The following is a 20474-nucleotide window of genomic DNA, read 5'->3' as shown; positions in this document are numbered from 1 at the left end:
ATGCACCCGGCAGCACTCTCGCGAAAGGTCGCCTCCCGGATGAGCACCACCACCACTGCCGATGCCGTTGTCATCGGCGCAGGGCACAACGGCCTCGTCGCCGCCGCCGCACTTGCCGACGCGGGTTGGGACGTGGTGATCGTCGAGGCGGCGTCCGCTCCCGGCGGCGCGGTACGCAGCGCCGAATTGGTTCCCGGCTTCACCAGCGACCTGTTCAGTGCGTTCTATCCACTCGGCGCGTCGTCTCCGGCGATGACGGCGCTGGGGTTGGAGGACCACGGGTTGAGGTGGTCCCGATCGCCTGCGGCGTACGGCCACGCTCGGTCGTCCGCCGACGAGGATGCGCCGACGGTTCTGCGGAACGTCGCCGATACTGCAGCCGCACTGAGCGAGCACGACCGTCGTGACGGCGATGCGTGGTTCGGATTGTTCGAGCAGTGGCAGAAGATCAAAAAACCGCTGCTCGACGCCTTCTTCACACCGTTTCCGCCCGTCAAGGCCGGCGTGTCTCTGTCGAGGAAGCTCGGTCCCGCGGAGACGCTGAGGTTCGCGCGGTTCATGGCGTTGCCTGCACGTGCGATGGCACACGAGACGTTCCGCAGTTCCGCGGCCCGGTGCCTGTTGCTGGGCAACGCGATGCACGGCGACGCGCCCTTGGACGCGTCGGTCAGCGGCGCGATGGGGTATCTGCTGACGATGATGGCTCAGGATGTCGGCTTTCCCGTTCCCGTCGGCGGAGCGGGCGAGCTGACAGCCGCTCTCGTCCGTCGCGCCGGGTCCGCCGAACTCCGGTGCGGCACCCCGGTGGCGTCGGTGATCACGTCGAACGGGCGGGCCACCGGGGTTCGCACCGCGTCGGGCGACGTAGTCCTGGCCCGTAAGGCGATCGTCGCCGACGTCTCGGCGCCGATGCTCTACCAGGACCTCCTCCCGCACGACGCCATTCCGCAGCGCATGCACGACGACCTGGCGAAGTTCGAATGGGACACCCCGGTGGTGAAGGTCAACTACGCGCTCGACCGTCCGATTCCGTGGCGATCGAAGAGCCTGTCCGACGCGGGGACCGTCCACTTGGGTGCGGACGAGGACGGGCTGCTGCGGTGGACCACGGACCTGTCGATCAACGTGTTGCCCAAGCGCCCGTTCATGCTGTTCGGCCAGATGACCACCGCAGATCCTTCTCGGTCACCGGCGGGGACCGAGAGCGCATGGGCGTACACGCACCTTCCCCGCGGAGTCACCGACGACGCGTCGGCCGACACCATCGCGGCTCGGGTGCGGACGGTACTGGAGGAACACGCACCCGGTTTCAGCGGATCGATCGTCGGCGAGGTCGTTCAACGCCCGTCCGATCTGGCGACCGAGAACACCAACCTGTTCGGCGGTGCGGTCAACGGCGGGACCGCGCAACTGCAACAGCAACTGATCTTCCGGCCGACGCCGGGTCTGGGGCGGGCGGAGACGCCCGTCGAGGGGCTGTTCCTGGGAAGTTCGTCCGCTCATCCCGGTGGCGGGGTGCACGGCGCAGCCGGGATGAACGCAGCTCGCGCTGCCCTTGGACAGACGGGCCTGCTCGGCCCTGTACGCAAAAAAGTGACCAGCTCCCTGTTGGAGCTGGTCACCAGATGAAGTGCGTGCCTACATGAATCTGCTAGCGGGCGGTCAGTGGACCGCGTTCTCGACCGAGTCGAACCTCTGGGCCGTGGGAACGACGGCTGCTGCCTGCAGCAACCTGTGCACCGCGTACCCCTCGACCAGGCACCAGTCCAGGCGTGCCTCGTCCAGTGCTGTGAAGATCGTCAATCCGGCGATCGCGAAGAAGTCCACATCCGACAGATCGAGAATCATCCTGACGTCGGGGGTGACCCGACTGAGAACGAAATCCGTCAGAATCGGTGCGCTACGCATATCGATGTCGCCGTGAACTTTGACGACGAGAGAGTTGGATCCGGCCGCGGAGGCGCTGAAAATGGCACCTGTCGCGGCAACCGAGACCGAAGTTTCGGTGGCAGCATGCGGCCGGGTAGTTCCTTCGTCGTTCAAACCGTGTGGAGTAACAGTCATAGCCATCCCATCGTTGATCGATCGGGAGGAAACTGAGCGAGCTGATGCGGGTGACCGGAGCCGGCCACACATCCGAACAAGCCGCCGGGCTATCCCGTGGAGTCTCCTCCGACAACGGCTGTTATCTCAACCGCGTCCAACCCTACGGCACCGGGGGCTTCCCGTACACCCGCGTTTCGGCTCGTCCTACCCAGGGCACCCGAGACATGAGCTCGACCGTCTCCGACCTAGCGAGGACCGAACATGAAAGCTGTTACATACCAAGGAAAGCGCAAGGTAAGCGTCGACACCGTGCCTGATCCGAGGATCGAGGAACCCACCGATGCGATCATCAAGGTGACCACCACGAACATCTGCGGATCGGACCTTCACCTGTACGAAGTGCTCGGTGCGTTCATGTCCGAGGGCGACATCCTGGGGCACGAACCCATGGGGATCGTCGAGGAGGTGGGGCCGGATGTCGGCGATCTGAAGGTCGGCGACCGGGTGGTCGTTCCGTTCCAGATCTCGTGCGGTCACTGCTACATGTGCAATTCGAGTCTGTACACCCAGTGCGAGACCACGCAGGTCCGCGACCAGGGAATGGGTGCCGCCTTGTTCGGATACTCGAGCCTGTACGGCCAAGTTCCCGGTGGTCAAGCCGAGTATCTTCGGATTCCGCAAGCGCAGAACACGCACATCAAGGTTCCCGTCGGACCGGACGACTCACGGTTCGTCTACCTGTCCGACGTGCTCCCCACAGCGTGGCAGGCGGTGGAATACGCCGACATTCCCGACGGAGGTTCGGTCACGGTGCTCGGACTCGGTCCCATCGGCGACATGGCAGCCCGCATCGCGCATCACCGAGGCCACCGAGTCATCGGCGTCGACCGAGTCCCGGAGCGACTCCAGCGTGCCGCGGACCGCGGAATCGAGGTATTGAACTTCGACGATCTGGGCGGCGATCTTGCCGACGCCATCCGCGACCTCACCGATGGTCGCGGTACCGACTCCGTCGTCGACGCGGTCGGCATGGAGGCACACGGGTCTCCCGTGGCGAAGTTGGCCCAGAGTGTGACGTCTCTGCTCCCCGACGCGATCGCCGGACCGATGATGCAGAAGGCGGGCGTGGACCGTCTCGGCGCGTTCTACAGTGCCATCGACATCGTCCGACGGGGCGGCACCATCTCGCTGAGCGGCGTGTACGGCGGTATGGCGGACCCGCTGCCGATGCTCACATTGTTCGACAAGCAGATTCGGCTGCACATGGGCCAAGCGAACGTGCTGCGGTGGGTCGACGACATCCTGCCGCTCCTGACCGACGACGATCCCCTGGGCGTCGACGATTTCGCCACCCACACATTGCCCCTCGACCAGGCGCCGCACGCCTACGAGATCTTCCAGAAGAAGCAGGACGGAGCCGTGAAGGTGCTGCTGAAGCCCTAGTTCTGCCCGGCGTGTAGTTCGTCGTGGTGATCGCGCATGGCGTCGATCAGCACGGCGAACACCCGGTGCGCGGCAGCCAGATCTCCGTCGGGAAGGTCGGCCAAGGCGGCCGACGTCTTGATCCCCAGTGGTCCGAAGAATCCGCGCGCGACTTCCATGCCGTGCTCGTCGTACCGGAGGATCACCTTGCGGCGGTCGTGCGCATCTTTTTCCCGCCGGATGTGTCCCGACGAGATCATGCGTTCGACGAGATACGTCATGGCCGCAGAAGACAATCCGAGCCGGCCGCCGAGCTCGCCCGCGGTGAGCGGCTGCCCCTCGACATCGGCGACCATGATGAGCAGCAGCGCACGAAAGTCATTGGGCCGCAGCTCATGTTGCGCCCCGAACGCTCGGCCGATTTCCTCGGACACCGACGACAGGGCGCGAACGTCCGACGAGATCATCGACTCCAGTTCCGCGCGTCGTTCGGATGCACGTCGCTCGGATGTACTGCGGTCGGGCACGGGGTTCACTTTCTTCGGTTTCGTTCCATCGGGTCCTGGGCAACACTATCGCGCTGAAGACGCGCAAGTTCTCTCAGTTGCTTAATTGTTAAGTTAATGAGATTGTTGGCCGGTGGACTTCTGGACTCGATTTGCCCGAATTGTCAGCTCACGACGCTCGTGGGCCCTGTCGCTTGCCGTGATCGTTCTCTCCGTCGCCTTCATGGGCCTCGTGGGTGAAAACGACTCAGCCGGGCAAGCCCCTTCCTCGGTGCCACCCGAAGCGGATTCCGCGCAGGTCACCGAACTACTCGACCAATTCCCCGGGTCGGAGACCGCGCCGGTCATCCTCGTGGTGAGCCGCATCGACGACGGTGTCCTGACCCCGGCCGACACCGATGCCGCCGCTCAGGCCCTCGCACGCCTGTCGGACACCGCGTCACCGCTGGTACCTGCGCCGGACGGCAAAGCCACCCTCGGCATCGTGCAGGTGGACAGCTCCCTGTCCGGCTTCGACCTGAACGACACCGTCACCTCGCTCCGCGACAAGGCGGTCGACGGGCTTCCCTCCGACCTCGAGGCGCAACTCACCGGCGGGCCTGCATTCGGCGCCGACATCGCCAACTCCTTCTCCGGCGCCAACTTCACCCTGCTGGCCGTCACCGCACTCGTCGTCGCGATCCTGCTCATCGTGACCTACCGCTCCCCCATCCTGTGGCTCGTCCCGCTGCTGGTCATCGGGCTCGGTGACCGCGTCGCCACCTCGGTGGGCACCGCACTGGCGGAACTGACCGGCCTGTCGTTCGACGGGTCGACATCCGGCATCACCAGCGTGCTCGTCTTCGGTGCGGGTACCAACTACGCACTCCTTCTCATCTCGCGATATCGAGAGGAACTGCGCACCCGCGACGACCACCGCGAGGCGCTGCGGCATGCCGTTCGACACGCCGGGCCCGCCATTCTCGCCAGCAACGCCACCGTTGTCCTCGCGCTGCTGACGTTGTTGCTCGCGATCCTGCCCAGCACCCGCAGCCTGGGTGCTCTCGCTGCCGCGGGCCTCGTGGTGGCGGCCGTGTTCGTTCTCGTCGTCCTACCGCCGCTGCTCGCAGTGTGCGGGCCGAAATTGTTCTGGCCGTTCATCCCCAAGGGCGAGGACAAGGACACCGCGACGACGGGTGCCTGGCACTCGGTCGCTGCGGCCGTCTCACGCCACCCGACGCGTACTGCATCCGTCACACTCGTCGCGCTGATCGCCTGCGCTGCGGCCCTGTTCGGCACCGGAATCGGCCTGTCACAGACCGAGCAGTTCCGCGTCACCGCCGAGTCCGTCGAAGGTTTCGACACTCTCTCGGAACATTTCCCGGCCGGACTGGCCGATCCGACGACCGTCGTCGCACCCACCGAATCGGCCGATCGCATCGAGACCGCCCTGGACGGGGTCGCCTCCGTCGACTCGTTCACGCGCGGAGCGGATTCCGGGACCGGCCTGACTCAGTGGTCCGTCGTCACCGACGCCGCTCCTGCCTCGGACGACGCGTTCGCAGCTGTCGAGGAACTGCGTGCTGCCTTCTCCGACATCCCCGACGCCCTGGTGGGCGGCAGCGACGCACAGGCCCTCGACACATCCGACGCCGCCGCACGCGACCGACTCGTGGTCGTTCCAGCCATCCTGATCGTCGTTCTCGTCGTGCTGATCGCACTGCTGCGCTCGTTGATCGCGCCGTTGATACTCGTCGGCACGACGGTGCTCAGCGCTCTGGCCGCGCTCGGCGTCGGAAGTTGGTTCAGCAGCAGCGTGTTCGGATTCCCGGCGCTCGACGACAACGTCCCGCTGTACGCGTTCCTCTTCCTTGTCGCGCTCGGTGTGGACTACACGATCTTCCTCGTCACTCGCACGCGCGAGGAAGTTCCCGGTCACGGCACGCGCTCGGCCATCGTTCGAGCCGTCGGCGCGACAGGTGGAGTCATCACCAGCGCCGGCATCGTGTTGGCCGCTGTGTTCTGCGTCCTCGGCGTGCTACCGCTGATCACGCTGACGCAGTTGGGCATCATCGTCGGGTTCGGCATCCTTCTCGACACGTTCGTCGTGCGCACGCTGGTCATACCGGCACTGTTCACCCTTGTCGGCCCGGGGATATGGTGGCCGAACCGAATCGATTCCAGCAGAACCGAACTGGTGGGAACAAAGGAGTGAGATTCATGAAGGTACGTGTTTCGATCGCTGCAGCAGCCTGCGTGGCAGGACTCGCCCTCGTGGGCAGCCCGGCCCAGGCGGCGCCCGACACGGGATCGGCGGGATGGCAGCCACTGACCCCGATTCCGTCGCTGGACGTCGAGCGCTACTTGGGAACCTGGAACCAGGTCGCTGCGGTTCCGCAGCCGTTCAACCTCGAGTGCGCGCGCGACACCCAGGCCAACTACCAGTTGATCGATCCGGCCAACATCCGCGTCGAGAACACCTGCACCACGTGGACGGGTGAGCAGAACCGCATCGTCGGTAATGCACGGGTGAACGACACGGTGACCAACGCCCAACTGCACGTGAGCTTCCCGGGCGTTCCTACTCAGGAGAATCCGGAAGGGCCGACCAACTACATCGTCGCCTACATCGCGGACGACTACTCGTGGGCGCTCGTCGGCGACCCGCTGCGTACGTCGGGCTTCATCCTCTCGCGTTCTCCCGAGGTCAGCACCGAGAAGTTCCGTGAAATCCGGGCAGTCGTCGAGTCCAAGGGATACAACTCGACGTTCATCCTGACCTCGCCCACCGCGGGCGGGGCGACGGACATCCGCCCGCTCTCGACGGTCTGACCCCCACGGTCCAACCCTTGTGTGAGTGGAGATGTAGGCCATGGGCCAGGAGCAGAGCCTGCGGAGCGACCAGAAGACGCTACATCTCCACTCACAGAGGTTTGTCGGCATTCAGCGCGACCTTACGCAGAAGTGCTGCGAGAGTGCGCAGTTCGTCCTCGTCGAGCCCGCCCAGGAGTTCCTCGTCTCGCTGCAGTCGGATGGGAAACACCCGATCCACCAGATCGGTTCCTCGGTCGGTCAATTCGAGAAGAACGACCCGGGCATCACGCTCGAACCGCTTGCGTTCGACCAGACCCTCCTTGACGAGTCGCTCGGAGATCTTCGTCGTCGACGCCCCACTGAGAAGTGTCACCGATGTGACCTCACTGGCACGAAGAGGCCGTCCCGCCCGTCGCAACGCGCTCATGACGTCGAATTCGGCGCGCGAGACCCCGACGGGCGCAAGCGTCGCGTCGAGCAGGTGACTTGCCCGCGACGCGATGCGGCCCACGCGAGCGAGCACCTCGATCGCGGAGGTGTCGACGTCGGGGAAAGTGGTTGTCCACTCTCGTCTGACCTGGTCGACGAAATCCCCACCTGATCGCTGCGCCGGAATCATGACTTCACCCTACGGCGAGTATCACACCGGCTCGTGGTTTATTTTACTAGTGAAATATCTGTACCCTTGATCCCGTGCTTCTCGACCGAATCGACCACACCCGTTCCGCGATCGCCCATGCCGTCGCGGTCAGCACCTGGCGCCAGGCACTGACCGTCGGGAAGGCCGATGCAACCATCGCACCCGCAGTGCGCGTCGGGCTCGCCGTGGCGATCGTCCTGGTCGGAGGCGGCATCCTCGGACGGCACGACCTCGCGGGCTTCGCCGCGCTCGGAGCGTTGTGCTCGGCCTTCGGCAGATACGAGCCATATCCCCGACGTGCAGGAAAGATCGCTCTCGTCGGGGCGCTCATCGTCGTGTACGCGACGCTCGGCGCCGCACTCGGGGCCGCAACGACGTCGGCGATCATCCAGGTGCTGGCCATCTCCGTCGCGGCCGGTGTGGCGGCCTTGCTGTTGACAGCGTTCGCCATCACCGGTCCCGGCGCGGTCATTCTCATCTTCGCCGCGACCGCCGCCGTCGGGTTCTCGCACGCCATCGGGGACCTCGGACCCGTCTTCGTGTCCGTCGCGGTCGGCGCGGTCGTCGGGTGGACACTGTCCATGGCCCCGGCGATCCTGCATCCGACGGGCCCGTCGCAGCTCGCCGTCGCCCGGGCCCTGACCGCACTGGACCGTCGTGACGCACCCGGCGCACGAGCCGCAATCGCCCGCGCGCGGACCGTCGTCGCGCTCGATCCCGGGGACCGTGAACATCGGCACGGTCTGACCACACTTCTCGACGACGCCGACGCCGTGCTCGACGCGTGGAGCCGCGGTGAGGATCCTTCGCACGCCGCCGAGGTTCTGGCCCACGAACGGCACCTGCGCAAAATGCGCCGCTACCGCGTTCCGATGGCAGGCATGCTCTCCGCCGAGGCGCTGGTGCACCCGAAACCACGGAATTTTTTCGCCGAAGGCCTGACCCAGGCGGCATCGACACCGATCGTGCGGGGCGCCGTGCGCATCACCGTCGCGGCGGCTCTCGCTGCCTGGTGCGCTACTGCTCTCGGGTTCGAACATCCCCTGTGGGCGACGATGGGCGCGATGGCTGCCATGCAAGGAATCGATTACCGAACCACGGTTCAGCGAGGGATCCAGCGTTTGCTCGGAAACGTCGGCGGCGCTGCCATCGCCGCGGTGCTCATCGCCTCGTCGCTCGGGTACTGGGAGACCGTGGTGGTGATCGTCGCGATGCAGATCGCCGCCGAACTTCTGGTGATGAAGAACTACGCTCTGACCTCGCTCGCGATCACTCCGATGGCGTTGCTCATGACCGGTTTGGCCGGCCATCTGAGCCCCACGGTGTCCGTCAGCCGGATCGGCGACACCCTCGTCGGCGTGGTCATCGGCATCGGCGTTGCCGCCCTGACGGTGGACCGGACGGACCGCCACCACGTGAGGTGACGGTCCGTCCGGCTGCACTTCCGTCCTACCGTCAGCCGAGAACGGACGCGACGGGCGTCGACGCCCGGCCGATCAGCGTCTGGAGGTCGCCCGAGTCCGTGTCGAGCTCGCCCCGTGCGATTCCCGCATCGGCACTCGCGAGCATCTCGGCGACGAAGCCCGGCAGGCCTGCTCCTTCGAGGACACCCTTGTAGTCGTCCTCCGACACATTCTTGTACTCGACGGGCTTGCCGGACACCTCTGCGAACACAGCGGCGAGCTCGGCGTAGGTGAGCCGCTCGTCTCCGCCCAGCTCGTAGACCTTGCCGCCCTGATCCGGAGCGAGCAGCACCTCCACGGCGGCGGCGGCGTAGTCAGCACGCGACGCCGCGGCAAGTTTGCCCTCGCCCGCCGCGCCCAGCAGCACTCCGGTGTCGGCTGCCTGCTGCACCGCGCCCAGGTAGTTCTCCCAGTACCAACCGTTGCGCAGAACGACGGAGGGGACCGAAGACTCGGTCAGGCGGTTCTCGGTCGCGAGGTGTTCGGGTGCGAGGCTCAGGCCGGACGTGTCCGCCTTCAGCAACGAGGTGTACGCAATGAGCGACACACCCGCGGCCTCGGCTGCGCAGATGACGTTCTCGTGCTGCGCGATGCGTTGGCCGACGTCCGACCCCGAGACCAGCAGAAGCTTGTCGACGCCGGCGAACGCTACCTGCAGCGCGTCGGTGTCGGTGTAATCCGCGACGCGTACCTGCACTCCGCGGTCTGCGAGCGACTGCGCCTTGGCTGCATCGCGGACGACGGCGACGATGTCCCCTGCATCCGTTCCACGTTCGATCAGGCCGTCCACGACGAGCGCGCCGAGGTGTCCGGTTGCGCCGGTAACTGCTGTGGTCATGATTCGTTCCTTCGGTTGTCGGTGTTCGTCGACCACTATGCACTTACTTTTTCGACAGTGCAACCTTTTGATGCAGCGCTATACGATATGCATGCGCTACCCTGGACTGCATGAGCGAACAGGACCCGACACTCGAGGCCGATGTCTTCGCGCGGGGCTGCCACTCACGTGAAGCACTGCAGAACGTCACCAGCCGCTGGGGCATCCTCGCGCTCGCCGCTCTGTCCGAAGGCGACTACAGGTTCAACGCTCTACGGCGACGGGTCGACGGCGTCAGCGAGCGCATGCTGTCCCAGACACTGCAGACCCTCGAACGCGACGGATTCGTTCTGCGGACGGTCCTCGAATCGATACCACCAAAGGTCGAGTACAGCCTCACCCCGCTCGGTCGCTCGGTCGCAGATCGACTGGTCGGCCTGATCGAACTGGTCGAATCGAATCTCCCGGCCGTTCTCGACGCTCGCACCCAGCACGACGCCCGCTGAGCGATTTACGCGCCCGAAAGAAGCAGCGGCCTATAGCGTGTCACCGGTGACCTCGCATCCGTCAAGAAGAACATTCCTTGCTGCAGCCGGCGTGGCAACTCTGGCGACTGCAACGCGCGAATCGACCTCCGCATGGGCGTCACCCGCAGGACTGCATGTCGGTCGCGGAATCGGCGACATGACGGGTGAGCCCTTCGGCGCAGGCTTGAACGGCTATGCAGTACTGGAACAATCGAGCGCAGGCCTTCATCTACGGCAGCGCGCACGGGCATTCGTCTTCGTCGATCCGGCGTCGGACACACGTTTGGTGCACGTGACGTGCGAGGTCGGGTTGATGTTCGAGAGCATCCTCGAAGCGGTGCTCACTCGGCTCGACGCGGTGTACGGACACCTCTACCACCGCGGAAACGTCCTGTTGTCGGCCACCCACACCCACGCTGCACCCGGCGGTACCGACGGGCACCTCCTCGTGGACATCACGACACTCGGATTCCGTCCGATCACGTTCGAGGCCAACGTCTCCGGCATCGTCGACGCGATCTCGCGGGCTCACGCCGACATTCAGCCGTCCGATGTCGCCGTCACCGCATCCTCCCTGACCGATGCCGGGGTGAACCGTTCGCCGCAGGCGTTCGACCGGAACCCCGACGCCGCCGAACTGCCGGGGCGGATCGATCCTCGCTCGGTGACGCTACAGGTGTCCAGACGTGGTGAGCTCGCAGGCGTCGTCAATTGGTTTGCCACGCACGGTACGTCGATGAAGGCGACCAACCTGCTGGTGAGCACCGACAACAAAGGCTACGCAGCGTGGCACTGGGAGCGTGAGGTCGCGGGTGTCGATTACCGCGATCCGTCGTTCGTCGCGGTGTTCTGCCAGAGCACACCGGGAGATGTGACACCGAACCTGGACAAGCAGCCGGGCACCGGTCCGACCGGCGACGAATTCGAGAACACCCGCATCATCGGTGCACGCCAATTCGACTCGGCACGTGCGCAGATCGGCGGAGCAGGCACAGCGCTTCGGTCCGGCATCGACATGCGCGGAATGTACGTCGACTTCACCTCCGTCACAGTGCGACCGGAGTTCACCGGCGACGGCCGCACCCACACCACCAGCCCTGCGGCCCTCGGGGCCGCATTCGCCGCGTCGAGTCAGGAGGACGGTGGCGGCCTGCCGGAGCTAGGCCTGCAGGAGGGGGAGCGCGGCGGCAATCCTGCACTGGCAGCGCTCGGTTCCGTTGTCATGCCTCAGTGGTTGCGCGACGCACACGCACCCAAGGACGTGATCCTCCCCGTCGGGCTGATCCCCGGTGTCGTACAGCAAGTCCTGCCGTTCCACCTCGCGCGAATAGGCGCATTCCACCTCTTCTCCTGCCCGTTCGAACCGACGGTGATGGCGGGTTCGCGCCTGCGGACTGCACTCGCGGACACCTTGGGAGTCGACCGCGAACTCGTCGTCGTTCAGGGCTACACGAACGGATACGGCCACTACGTCACCACTCCGGAGGAGTACGACCAGCAGGACTACGAGGGCGGCGCCACCGCATTCGGGCGCTGGCAACTGCCCGCTACGATTCAGATCGCGACCGAGCTCGCCATCGCTCTCCGCGACGGAACAGCCGTACCGAGCGGAGAACCCCAGCGAGATCTCACGGGGTCGATTCCCAACTCCCCCGGCGGACTACCCTTCGTCGACATAGCCGCCCCCCGAACCACATTCGGTGACGTCCTGACCCAACCGGCCGCGGCATACGGCGTCGGGCAGCGGGTGTCGGTTCGTTTTTCCGGTTCCAACCCGAACTCCGACCTACGCCGCGACGACACCTATCTCGCGATCGAACGAGACCGAGCAGGTACGTGGACGCGCGAATACGACGACGGTGATTGGTACACGAAGATCTTCTTCGACGCCGCCGGGCCGATCACCACGACGACCGTCGAGTGGGACATACCGACGAATCAGCCCGCAGGCACGTATCGGGTGGTGCTCTACGGAAGCTCGCGGGATCTCGCCGGACATCTGACACCGTTCACCGGAATCTCGTCGTCGTTCGCAGTCGGTTGAAGCTGGAAGTGAGACATGTCACGTCAGCCCCGCCGAGTTGTGTCCGAGTGGAGTCACTCTCTAGTTTCTAAGCCATGCCTAATGTTGTCTACAAAAGCGCGTTCGCGGCATCCCTCGTATGCGTCGCGGTCCTGACCGGGTGCAGTTCCCCACAGGAAGACGAGACGTCGTCCGCCGACACTCGGACCGTGACCCACCTGTACGGCACCACGGATATTCCGGTGGACCCGCAGCGTGTCGTCGTGCTCGACGCCGGGAACGTGCTCGAGTCGGTCCTCGCTCTCGGAGTCGAACCCGTCGCGACGGTCGTTCCGAAGACGACCGGCACCTGGCCGGACTTCATCGCCGAGAAGCTTCCCGAGAACGCCGCGTCGGTGGGCGATTCCGAGGCAAACGTGGACGTGGAGAAGGTCATCGGCGCGAACCCCGACCTGATCATCGTCACCAGTGAGGACGAGTCCCAACGTGAGTTCTACGACAATGTCTCCGGCATCGCTCCCACCGTCGCCGTCGGAGATGTCGCGAACGAGTGGAAGAACACCCTCCGTCTGCTCGGCGATCACCTCGGCAAACAGGACGAGGCCGCCACGCTGCTGTCGGACTACGAGGCCCGCGTCGACGCGGTGCGGCAGGAACTCGGTCCCGACCCGGGCACGGCGAGCTTCATCCGCGTGCGTGCGGACAAGTTGAACTACATGGGGTACGAGGGCTCGTTCATCTGGACCACACCGAAAGCAGTCGGTCTCCGGTCGCCCGAATACCAGGACGTCGGCACGGCGGAGGATTCGTTCTTCGAGGTCAGCCTCGAACAGACCAACCTGCTCGACGCGGACCGCATCTTCGTCGTCACCGACGGCGCTGCGGCCGAGCCCGGCCAGTTCCTCGACACCGTCACGTCCAACCCGCTGTTCGGGCTCCTGCAGGGACGGATCGAGTACCTGCCGTCCAACGCCTACCTGTTCGGCAGCATCATGAAGGCGAACAAGATGCTCGACGTCCTCGAGTCCTAGGGCGTCTCGAGTCGTGATTCACGGCTCGAGCAGGGATCCGACTATCCGTGCGGTCAGGGCGACGACGTCGTCCTGATCCGCGGTCGCCAGTTCGTCCAGCGTGCCGGCAACCCGGCCGAGCGCGATACCGGAGAGCGCCGCGACCGCCAGCTGTGCCCGTAACCGCGGATTGCCGACACCTGCTGCGCGCAGCCGGTTCTCGAGTCCCACCGTCAGGCGTTTGTCCACCCGCTCCGCGGCGGTTGCCTGCACGTCCGGGTCGTCGTGCTTGCCTACGACGGCATGTAGAACCGGTCCCGGTCCGAGGCGAGCGACCCTCCTGATCGTGTCCTCGATGCGCGATGGATCGGCGATGTCGGCGAGGTCCGGGCCTGTGTCGTCGGTGGGTAGCGTCGCGAGGTACAGCGCCGCCTTGTTGCCGAAGTATCGTGCGACGAGCGCCGGGTCGGCGCCGGCGCGGTCGCCGATATCGCGCAGGGTCGTCTTCTGAAATCCTCGCTGCCCGAACAACTCGGCCGCGGCTGCCAGCAGATCCGCCCTGGTGCGTGCCGAATTCCTGTTCCGCCCCTCAGATCCCACTACGCACCTCGACATCACTACGCACCTCGACATCACCGCGCACCTCTGAATCGCCGCGCACCTCCGTCGCTCGGGGCGTGCGCCGACGGGCGTAGGACAGCACGGTTGCCAGCAGAGCGGTGACGATCCACAGGATCGCTCCGACGACGATGATCGCCGTGTACCCGTCGGCCGTCGGATACAGGGCGTCCGGCACCGTGTACGCGGCCAGAACTGTTGCACTGACGGCACTTCCGATGGCACCACCCACCGTGCGAGTGACCTGGTTGACGCCGAGTGCGCTGCCGGTCTCGTGCTGCGGGACCGCACTGACGATGAGTGCAGGCATGGCGGCGAACGTGAAGCCGACACCCAGTCCGGCGATGCCCATCACCGCGAACACGACCCACAGTTCCGAGCGACCGACGAGGAAGACGACGAGCGCGGCGACGAATGCCAGTGCACCGATGGGCATGATCAGGTTTTTCGGCAGGACCCTGCTCGCCGCGGGCAGCAGACGGTTGGCCGCGACGCTGGCCAGCGAGAACGGCACCAGCACGAGTCCGGCGACCATGGCCGACCGACCGAGGCCGTACCCGGTGTCGGTGGGGGTCTGCACCAGTCGGATGACCGTCGAGGACAGCACGAACATGCCGATGCCTGCCAGCAGTCCGGTGACGTCGGCGGTGAGCACCGACCGAGTGCGCAGCAGTCGAAGCTGGACGATGGGGTGCGGCGTGCGTAGTTCGTGGCGAGCCCACAGCGCGAGGGTGACGGCGGCGGCGAGGAACGAACCGATCAGCATCGGTGATCCCCAGCCCCATTGCCCACCGAGGCTGATCGCGAGGAGCAGGAACGTCAGGCCGGCGCCGAGCGCGAGAGCACCGGTGACGTCGAGCCGGTGCCGTGTCAGGTGCGCGCTGCTCGGCACGACGACGACGGCCGACACCAGAACCAGCGCCGACGCCAGCGCGGCCACGACGAAGCACGCGTGAAATCCCCAGACGTGGGCGATGACTCCGGTCAACGGATATCCGAGTCCGATACCGGCGACCGCGGTGACGGACAGTGCCGCGACACACGATCGGGCTTGGGGCGGGTTCAGGTGGTCGCGAGCGATGGCCATGGCCAGAGGCATGAGGCCGAGGCCGATTCCCTGCAGACCACGCCCGATGATCAGCATGGCGAAGTTACCGGGAATTGCCGCGAAGACGCATCCCAGCAGGACCACGGCCAGGGCACCGATCAGGACTTCTCGACGCCTCGGCCCGTCGCCCAACCGTCCGAGTACGGGAACCGTGACGGCGCCGGTGAGCATCGTGATGGTCAGTGACCACTGGGCGCCGGTGAACGACACACCGTACGTCTCGGCCACCGTGGGGATGAGCGGCGCACCGACGCTGCTGACCACAGCCACGATGGTGCAGATCGCGATCAGGACAGGTACGAGTAGTCGACTGCGCGTGTCTGCCCGCGCGGCGTGCATGTCACCGGTCGATGTCATCGGCTGATGATAAGCGACTTCGCTTTCATTACCCAATCAAATGAACTGAGCGTCAGCCCACGAGGGCGTCGTCACGCTGCTTCTTCCGATCGGACCGCGCCCGCACCGCCAGGAACGCCTTGGCACCGAACGGTGCGGCGAACAGCATGATGACCAACCGAACGACCTGGACCGCAGCCACGAAGGTCACGTTGGCGCCACTCGCCGCAGACACCGCCAACACCGCCGACAGACCACCGGGCGTCGTCGCGAGGTATCCCTCGAGCAGGCTGATTCCGGTCAGGTGAGACAGCAGGAGACCCAGCAAGGCGCAGATCACGCCGAGGATCACGATGAGCAGGATCGCCCAGGGCAGCACACGGCCGACTGCTCGCACACTCTCCCCGGTGAAGGCGAGGCCTGCCTGCCAACCGATGAGGACGAACGCGATCGGCAGCAGAACCATCGGCGCGGACACCGAGTCGATCCACCCCGACAACTCCAGCGCGCCCGACGCCACCAGCGGCCCGAGCGTCGCGGGCGCGGGCAGCCTGATCAGGCGTGCACCGCCGATTCCGACGACGATGCATCCGAGAACCACGAGGAGGTCGATGTACAGGGGACCGTCGCCGCCGGAACCCAGCGCGGCACCCGACGAGCCGGCACCGAACACGAGCGTCGCCACCAGCGGCATCGTGACGATGATCAGACCGACGCGGACGTACTGCACGACGGCGACGATCCGCTCGTCGCCACCGAGCTCTCTGGCGATCGCGACGAGGCCTTGCGCACCTCCGGCGATCATCGACAGCGCCCCGGTCAGCACGTCGACGTCGCGGTGCGCGCCGAGCAATACCCCGGCTGCCACACTGACGATCAACGTGGCGACGCAGACAGCCAGCGCCGGAAGCCAGTTGGCCCCGAGCGCAGACAACGTGTCCGTGTCGATCATGAGTCCGATACTGACCGCCAGGATGCCCTGTGCAGCCATACCCGCGGGCCTCGGCACCTTGCGCGGACCGTATCCCTTCACCGCGAACACGGCGGCGACGACGAGCGAGGCGAACAACGGCGCCGCCGACAGCCCGATCGCGGCCAGGACCGCCCACACCACCCCAGTGACGAGCACGAGGCCCACCCACAGCCTCACAGCTCGCTGCAGCGTGTACCCAAGTTTTCGCACACGCTAAGCCTACTCTTATCATTGGGACGCACATAATCGATTCAAAGGCTGATAAAGGTACGCACACCCTTACCAAGAACGGGGTCGGAACGCATGAGCATCGACAGCACCGCCATTACGCCTGCCGGCGCGGGGGTGAGTCCGCCGCACGCGACCGAGTTGCGCGAGGCGATGCTCGCCCTGACACGCAGGCTCCGACGCCAACGCCCCCGGCACTACCTCACGCCGAGCCAGATGCAGGTGCTCGGCGACGTGGAACGCAGCGGCGGGTCCAGCGCACCCGTCGACCTCGCCGCGATGCAAAGCGTGCGGATCCAATCGCTCACCAGCAACCTGAACGCACTGGAGGCCGAAGGGTTCATCACCCGCAGCCCCGATCCCGGCGACCGTCGACGCCTGCTGATTCGTATCACCGACTCCGGCACCGAACTCGTCGCGGCGGACCGCGAACAGCGCGACAGTTGGCTCGCCGAGGCGATGAGCCAGGAACTGACCCAACTGGAACGCGACGTCCTGCACCTCGCCGCCCCGATCCTGTGGAAACTGGCCGCAAGTCCCGAGCCCCTCGTCCGACAACCCTGACGCAGATCTCCGGGACGTTCCGCAGGCTCCACGTCGCCCGTTGACCACGGGCCCGGCGTGGGGAAACATGAACGTCGATGCCCGCCACCGTGCGCCGCGCGCGGCGCAGCGAAGAACAAGGAGTTCGCCCCTCATGTCCTACTTGCTGTACGACGCCCTGCTCCCCCAGCTCGGACACGATATCGCCACCTACTGGGCCACCCTCCTGGTGATCAACCCCGCCTGATCGCTCCCGCCTGATCGCTCCCGCCTCCTGATCACTGCGGTGACACCACACACGACAAGGGCCGCACCGATTTCTCGGTGCGGCCCTTGCTTCTCGAACCCCTGCGGCTAGCCTGCCGGGACGGGTGTCGGCAACAGACGTGAGAGAACGTCCGACAGCGTCACGACGCCCACCGTCGTATCGGCTCCGTCCGTGGAGCGGTTCACGACGAGTGCGAGATGACTGCTCGTCTCACGCATCGACGCGAGAGCGACATAGACCGGCGTCGACGCCTCCAACGTGAAGACCGGCCGAGTGACCTCGGCGAGCGTCACGTCCCCGGAGAGGGTGTCACGCACGTGCACGACACCGCTGATCGTGTCACCGTCCCGCACCAGGATGCGCAGATGACCGGATTCCAGGGCCACTGCACGCACGTCCTCGACCGTCGCGTCCGTCGGGACCGAGATCGGGACACCCTGCGCACGAACGAGATCGCCGACCTGGAGGTTCTGCAACTCGAGCGCACCCGCGATCTGGACCGAGTAGCTGGCGTCGAGCGCACCGACGTTCACCGAATGCTCGACCAGTTGCCTCAGATCGTCCGGGTTCTGGCCCGACGCCACCTGTGCTGTCGGCTCGACGCCGACCTTGCGGAGCAGCCAGTTGGCCATCTCGTTCATCGCGACGATGACGGGCCGGGTCAGGAACATGAAACCGCGCATCGGCAATGCCAGCATCGTCGCCGACTTCTCCGGGTGAGCGATAGCCCAGGACTTGGGCGCCATTTCCCCGACGACGAGGTGCAGGAAGGTGACGATGATCAACGCGAGAACGAAGCCTGCGACGTCGGCGACCCAGTAGGGGATGCCCCACGACTCGAACACCGGAGTCAGCGCGTAGTGCACTGCAGGCTTGGTGGTCGCGCCGAGCGCCAACGTGCACAGTGTGATTCCGAGCTGCGAGCCTGCCAGCAGAACGGTCAGCTCGCTCGAACTACGGAGCGCGGCCCGTGCGGACCTACTGTTCGGAGCTGCGTCCTCGAGCCGGTGACGCTTGGCCGCCAACAATGCGAACTCCACCGCGACGAAGAACGCGCTGGCTGCGATGAGTCCGATGGTGACCACGAGAACTACCCAGGGATTGCTCATCGGTGATCATCCATTTCTGCCTCGGCCGAATCGGCCTCGGCTTTTTCTCGCTGCCCCAGTTCGAGGCGCACGGACGACGGGACGTAATTGTCGATCTCGAGCACCTCGACGGACACGAACCGCTCGGGTAGTTCGTCGTCGTCGGCGATGAGGTCTTCCGACTCGGCCGGCAGATCCACCTCGATGCGCGTGCCGACGGTCGGCAACGAACCGTGGTGCGCGATGACGAAACCGGCGATGGTCTCGTAATCACCGTCCGGAAGGTCGTGGTCGATCGACCGCTCGACCTCGTCGACGTGTACTTCACCCGCCATGGTCCAGGAGCCGTCCTCCCCCGCGATCGGGGTCTGATCGACTTCGTCCTCGTCGTGCTCGTCGGTGATCTCGCCGACGAGTTCCTCGGCGAGATCCTCGATCGTGACGACGCCCGTCAACCCGCCGTATTCGTCGATGACGCAGGCGAGTTGGTTCTTCGACGACCGCAGCTCGACGACGGCGTCGGGCAGGGCTTGTACCTCGGGGAGGATCAACGCGGGGCGGACGAACTCGGACACCTGCGCGTCCGGTCGATCGGTCACCGCGAGGATGTCCTGCAGGTGCACGACGCCGACGATTCCGTCGTCGTCGTCGAGGACGGGGTACCGGGAGTGCTCCTGACCCATCAGCGTCTTGACCTCGGCGAGAGTGTCCGTCGCGCGGACGGTCGCCGCCCGCGAACGAGGAATCATCGCGTGTTCCACCGTGCGGGTCGGGAAGTCGAGGATGCGATCGAGCAGATCCGACAGCTCGTTGGGCAGATCTCCGGAGTCCTTGGACTCGGCGACGATGTGCTCGAGGTCCCGCGGGGTGGCCGAATGTTCGACGTCGTGCACCGGTTCGATCTTCAGAGCCTTCAGCAACAGGTTCGATGCGTGATCGAAAATGGTGATGAGCCAACCGAAGAGCTTGAGATAAATGGTGGTCGACAGCGACAGCCACCGGGCCACCGGCTCGGGACGAGCGATCGCGAAGTTCTTGGGGAACAACTCGCCGAACAGCATCTGAACGAACGTCGAGAACAGCAGCGCGAGCACTGCGCCGATGCCGACTCCCACGGCGGTCGGGATCCCGACGCCGCCGAGGATGGTGCCGAGCGACTGGCCGATGAGGGGTTCGGCGACATAACCGACGAGCAGTCCGGTCACGGTGATTCCCAGCTGGGCGCCGGACAGCATGAAGGACGTGCGTTTGGTTACCTGAAGAGTTCGACGGGCACCCGCGTCACCGGCTTCGGCGCGAGCCTTGAGCCGTGAGCGATCCACCGTCATGTATGCAAATTCCTGGGCCACGAAGTAGCCGGTACCGACCGTGATCAGGAATACGACGAGGAAGCCGAGCAAGAGAGTGAGAATCACACTCATTCGCCGGACACCGCCTCGCACGTCGTGGAAATAGTGCGGGGGGCCGTGTCCGGCCCGGGTTTATCGCTGTCCATGAATCCTCTGTTTGATGGGTTGGGCAGTGCACGACCCTGATTTGTTCGACACCGTGATTTCGGGTGTTGCTTCGGACCGTGATGTCCGATTCTAGCGGCCTCGCTCGACTTCGGGTGCTTTCACCACGAGAACCGGGACCGGACTGTCCAGAAGCACACGCTGCACGGTGCTTCCCATCAGGAATTTCCCGACGGCGGAGCGCCGCTTCGACCCGATGACGAGAAGCTCGGCACCGGTGTCGGCGACCAGGTCGACGATTGCTCCGGCGGGATCTCCCCCGTCCGGCTCGACGCGCACCGAGAAGGTCGCGTCGGCGACACCGCGGCTGGTGAGAATCTGCTCCGTCGCGAGAGTCGTTGCTTCCCTGTCCTCCTCGGACACGGAGTTGGTGTCCACGACAGCCAGGGCGACGAGCTCCAGGCCCCGAAGGTTCGCTTCCGACACGGCCCGGACGAGGGCCTCCCGGCCCTCGGGCGAATCGCTCGCCACTACCGCTACAGACATGGGCATTTCACTTCCTCTGAATTGTGCTCATTGTGGTCACGTCGAATGATTGGACTATTCGGACA

General features: G+C 65.6%; 19 protein-coding genes. 9 read left to right on the top strand and 10 right to left on the bottom strand.

Annotated features, from left to right (window positions below):
• Window positions 1-1629, top strand: coding sequence for a phytoene desaturase family protein (locus ACFULT_RS05805; RefSeq protein WP_378480917.1), 1629 nt, complete (start codon window positions 1-3; stop codon window positions 1627-1629).
• A gap of 33 nt (window positions 1630-1662) precedes the next feature.
• Here the strand turns inward: ACFULT_RS05805 and ACFULT_RS05800 are convergent, their stop codons facing one another.
• Window positions 1663-2064, bottom strand: a complete 402-nt coding sequence (locus ACFULT_RS05800; RefSeq protein ID WP_230620978.1) for an anti-sigma factor antagonist — start codon at window positions 2062-2064, stop codon at window positions 1663-1665.
• Between the two features lie 243 nt (window positions 2065-2307).
• Here ACFULT_RS05800 and ACFULT_RS05795 point away from each other — a divergent pair, with 243 nt between their 5' ends.
• Window positions 2308-3489, top strand: a complete 1182-nt coding sequence (locus ACFULT_RS05795; protein WP_026347533.1) for a zinc-dependent alcohol dehydrogenase — start codon at window positions 2308-2310, stop codon at window positions 3487-3489.
• On the opposite strand, the gene ACFULT_RS05790 is transcribed toward ACFULT_RS05795, so the two are convergent.
• Window positions 3486-4004 (bottom strand): MarR family winged helix-turn-helix transcriptional regulator, encoded by a 519-nt coding sequence (locus ACFULT_RS05790; RefSeq protein WP_170945164.1) that lies wholly within the window; start codon window positions 4002-4004, stop codon window positions 3486-3488. The genes ACFULT_RS05795 and ACFULT_RS05790 overlap by 4 nt on opposite strands.
• Before the next feature lie 169 nt (window positions 4005-4173).
• Between ACFULT_RS05790 and ACFULT_RS05785 the strand changes: the two genes are divergently transcribed.
• Both ACFULT_RS05785 and ACFULT_RS05780 read left to right on the top strand, forming a co-directional pair.
• Window positions 4174-6168 (top strand): MMPL family transporter, encoded by a 1995-nt coding sequence (locus tag ACFULT_RS05785; RefSeq protein WP_378480916.1) that lies wholly within the window; start codon window positions 4174-4176, stop codon window positions 6166-6168.
• A 5-nt stretch (window positions 6169-6173) separates the two neighbouring features.
• Complete coding sequence (locus ACFULT_RS05780; protein WP_026347535.1) at window positions 6174-6785, top strand: lipocalin family protein; 612 nt, start codon at window positions 6174-6176, stop codon at window positions 6783-6785.
• A 91-nt stretch (window positions 6786-6876) separates the two neighbouring features.
• Here the strand turns inward: ACFULT_RS05780 and ACFULT_RS05775 are convergent, their stop codons facing one another.
• A complete protein-coding gene (locus tag ACFULT_RS05775; protein ID WP_037114241.1) occupies window positions 6877-7386 on the bottom strand; it encodes a MarR family winged helix-turn-helix transcriptional regulator in 510 nt (169 codons plus the stop codon).
• Between the two features lie 74 nt (window positions 7387-7460).
• Between ACFULT_RS05775 and ACFULT_RS05770 the strand changes: the two genes are divergently transcribed.
• Complete coding sequence (locus ACFULT_RS05770) at window positions 7461-8831, top strand: FUSC family protein (RefSeq protein ID WP_094719551.1); 1371 nt, start codon at window positions 7461-7463, stop codon at window positions 8829-8831.
• A gap of 31 nt (window positions 8832-8862) precedes the next feature.
• On the opposite strand, the gene ACFULT_RS05765 is transcribed toward ACFULT_RS05770, so the two are convergent.
• Window positions 8863-9708 carry an SDR family oxidoreductase gene (locus ACFULT_RS05765; protein ID WP_378480882.1) on the bottom strand — a complete coding sequence of 282 codons (846 nt, stop codon included), beginning with the start codon at window positions 9706-9708 and terminating at the stop codon, window positions 8863-8865.
• A 110-nt stretch (window positions 9709-9818) separates the two neighbouring features.
• Here ACFULT_RS05765 and ACFULT_RS05760 point away from each other — a divergent pair, with 110 nt between their 5' ends.
• The 3 genes from ACFULT_RS05760 to ACFULT_RS05750 all read left to right on the top strand — a co-directional run bounded on the left by ACFULT_RS05760 (window position 9819) and on the right by ACFULT_RS05750 (window position 13268).
• Window positions 9819-10193: a helix-turn-helix domain-containing protein gene (locus ACFULT_RS05760; protein ID WP_094719553.1), complete on the top strand. Its 375-nt coding sequence runs from the start codon at window positions 9819-9821 to the stop codon at window positions 10191-10193.
• 46 nt (window positions 10194-10239) lie between these two features.
• A complete protein-coding gene (locus tag ACFULT_RS05755) occupies window positions 10240-12258 on the top strand; it encodes a neutral/alkaline non-lysosomal ceramidase N-terminal domain-containing protein (RefSeq protein WP_378480881.1) in 2019 nt (672 codons plus the stop codon).
• A gap of 74 nt (window positions 12259-12332) precedes the next feature.
• Window positions 12333-13268 (top strand): iron-siderophore ABC transporter substrate-binding protein, encoded by a 936-nt coding sequence (locus ACFULT_RS05750; protein ID WP_037114257.1) that lies wholly within the window; start codon window positions 12333-12335, stop codon window positions 13266-13268.
• A gap of 18 nt (window positions 13269-13286) precedes the next feature.
• On the opposite strand, the gene ACFULT_RS05745 is transcribed toward ACFULT_RS05750, so the two are convergent.
• The 3 genes from ACFULT_RS05745 to ACFULT_RS05735 are packed head-to-tail and all read right to left on the bottom strand — an operon-like array spanning window position 13287 to window position 16492.
• Window positions 13287-13847, bottom strand: coding sequence for a TetR/AcrR family transcriptional regulator (locus tag ACFULT_RS05745; protein WP_241483957.1), 561 nt, complete (start codon window positions 13845-13847; stop codon window positions 13287-13289).
• Window positions 13837-15330: an MFS transporter gene (locus tag ACFULT_RS05740; RefSeq protein WP_378480880.1), complete on the bottom strand. Its 1494-nt coding sequence runs from the start codon at window positions 15328-15330 to the stop codon at window positions 13837-13839. The genes ACFULT_RS05745 and ACFULT_RS05740 overlap by 11 nt, the downstream gene beginning before the upstream one ends.
• Window positions 15331-15382: 52 nt before the next feature.
• Window positions 15383-16492, bottom strand: a complete 1110-nt coding sequence (locus ACFULT_RS05735) for an AbrB family transcriptional regulator (protein WP_094719557.1) — start codon at window positions 16490-16492, stop codon at window positions 15383-15385.
• A gap of 93 nt (window positions 16493-16585) precedes the next feature.
• Here ACFULT_RS05735 and ACFULT_RS05730 point away from each other — a divergent pair, with 93 nt between their 5' ends.
• Window positions 16586-17074, top strand: coding sequence for a MarR family winged helix-turn-helix transcriptional regulator (locus tag ACFULT_RS05730; protein ID WP_378480879.1), 489 nt, complete (start codon window positions 16586-16588; stop codon window positions 17072-17074).
• 333 nt (window positions 17075-17407) lie between these two features.
• On the opposite strand, the gene ACFULT_RS05725 is transcribed toward ACFULT_RS05730, so the two are convergent.
• The 3 genes from ACFULT_RS05725 to ACFULT_RS05715 all read right to left on the bottom strand — a co-directional run bounded on the left by ACFULT_RS05725 (window position 17408) and on the right by ACFULT_RS05715 (window position 20415).
• Window positions 17408-18430, bottom strand: coding sequence for a hemolysin family protein (locus ACFULT_RS05725; RefSeq protein ID WP_378480878.1), 1023 nt, complete (start codon window positions 18428-18430; stop codon window positions 17408-17410).
• Window positions 18427-19830: a hemolysin family protein gene (locus ACFULT_RS05720; RefSeq protein WP_378480877.1), complete on the bottom strand. Its 1404-nt coding sequence runs from the start codon at window positions 19828-19830 to the stop codon at window positions 18427-18429. Before ACFULT_RS05720 ends, ACFULT_RS05725 begins: the two co-directional genes overlap by 4 nt.
• Before the next feature lie 165 nt (window positions 19831-19995).
• Entirely contained in the window at window positions 19996-20415 is a 420-nt protein-coding gene (locus ACFULT_RS05715) for a universal stress protein (RefSeq protein WP_037114267.1), read from the bottom strand.
• Window positions 20416-20474 lie beyond the last annotated feature (59 nt).

It is taken from the genome of Rhodococcus sp. NPDC057297 (assembly GCF_042667435.1).
Taxonomy (GTDB): domain Bacteria; phylum Actinomycetota; class Actinomycetes; order Mycobacteriales; family Mycobacteriaceae; genus Rhodococcoides.
The sequence above is the reverse complement of the archived record's forward strand: the minus strand, read 5'-3'. Positions and strand labels throughout refer to the sequence as shown.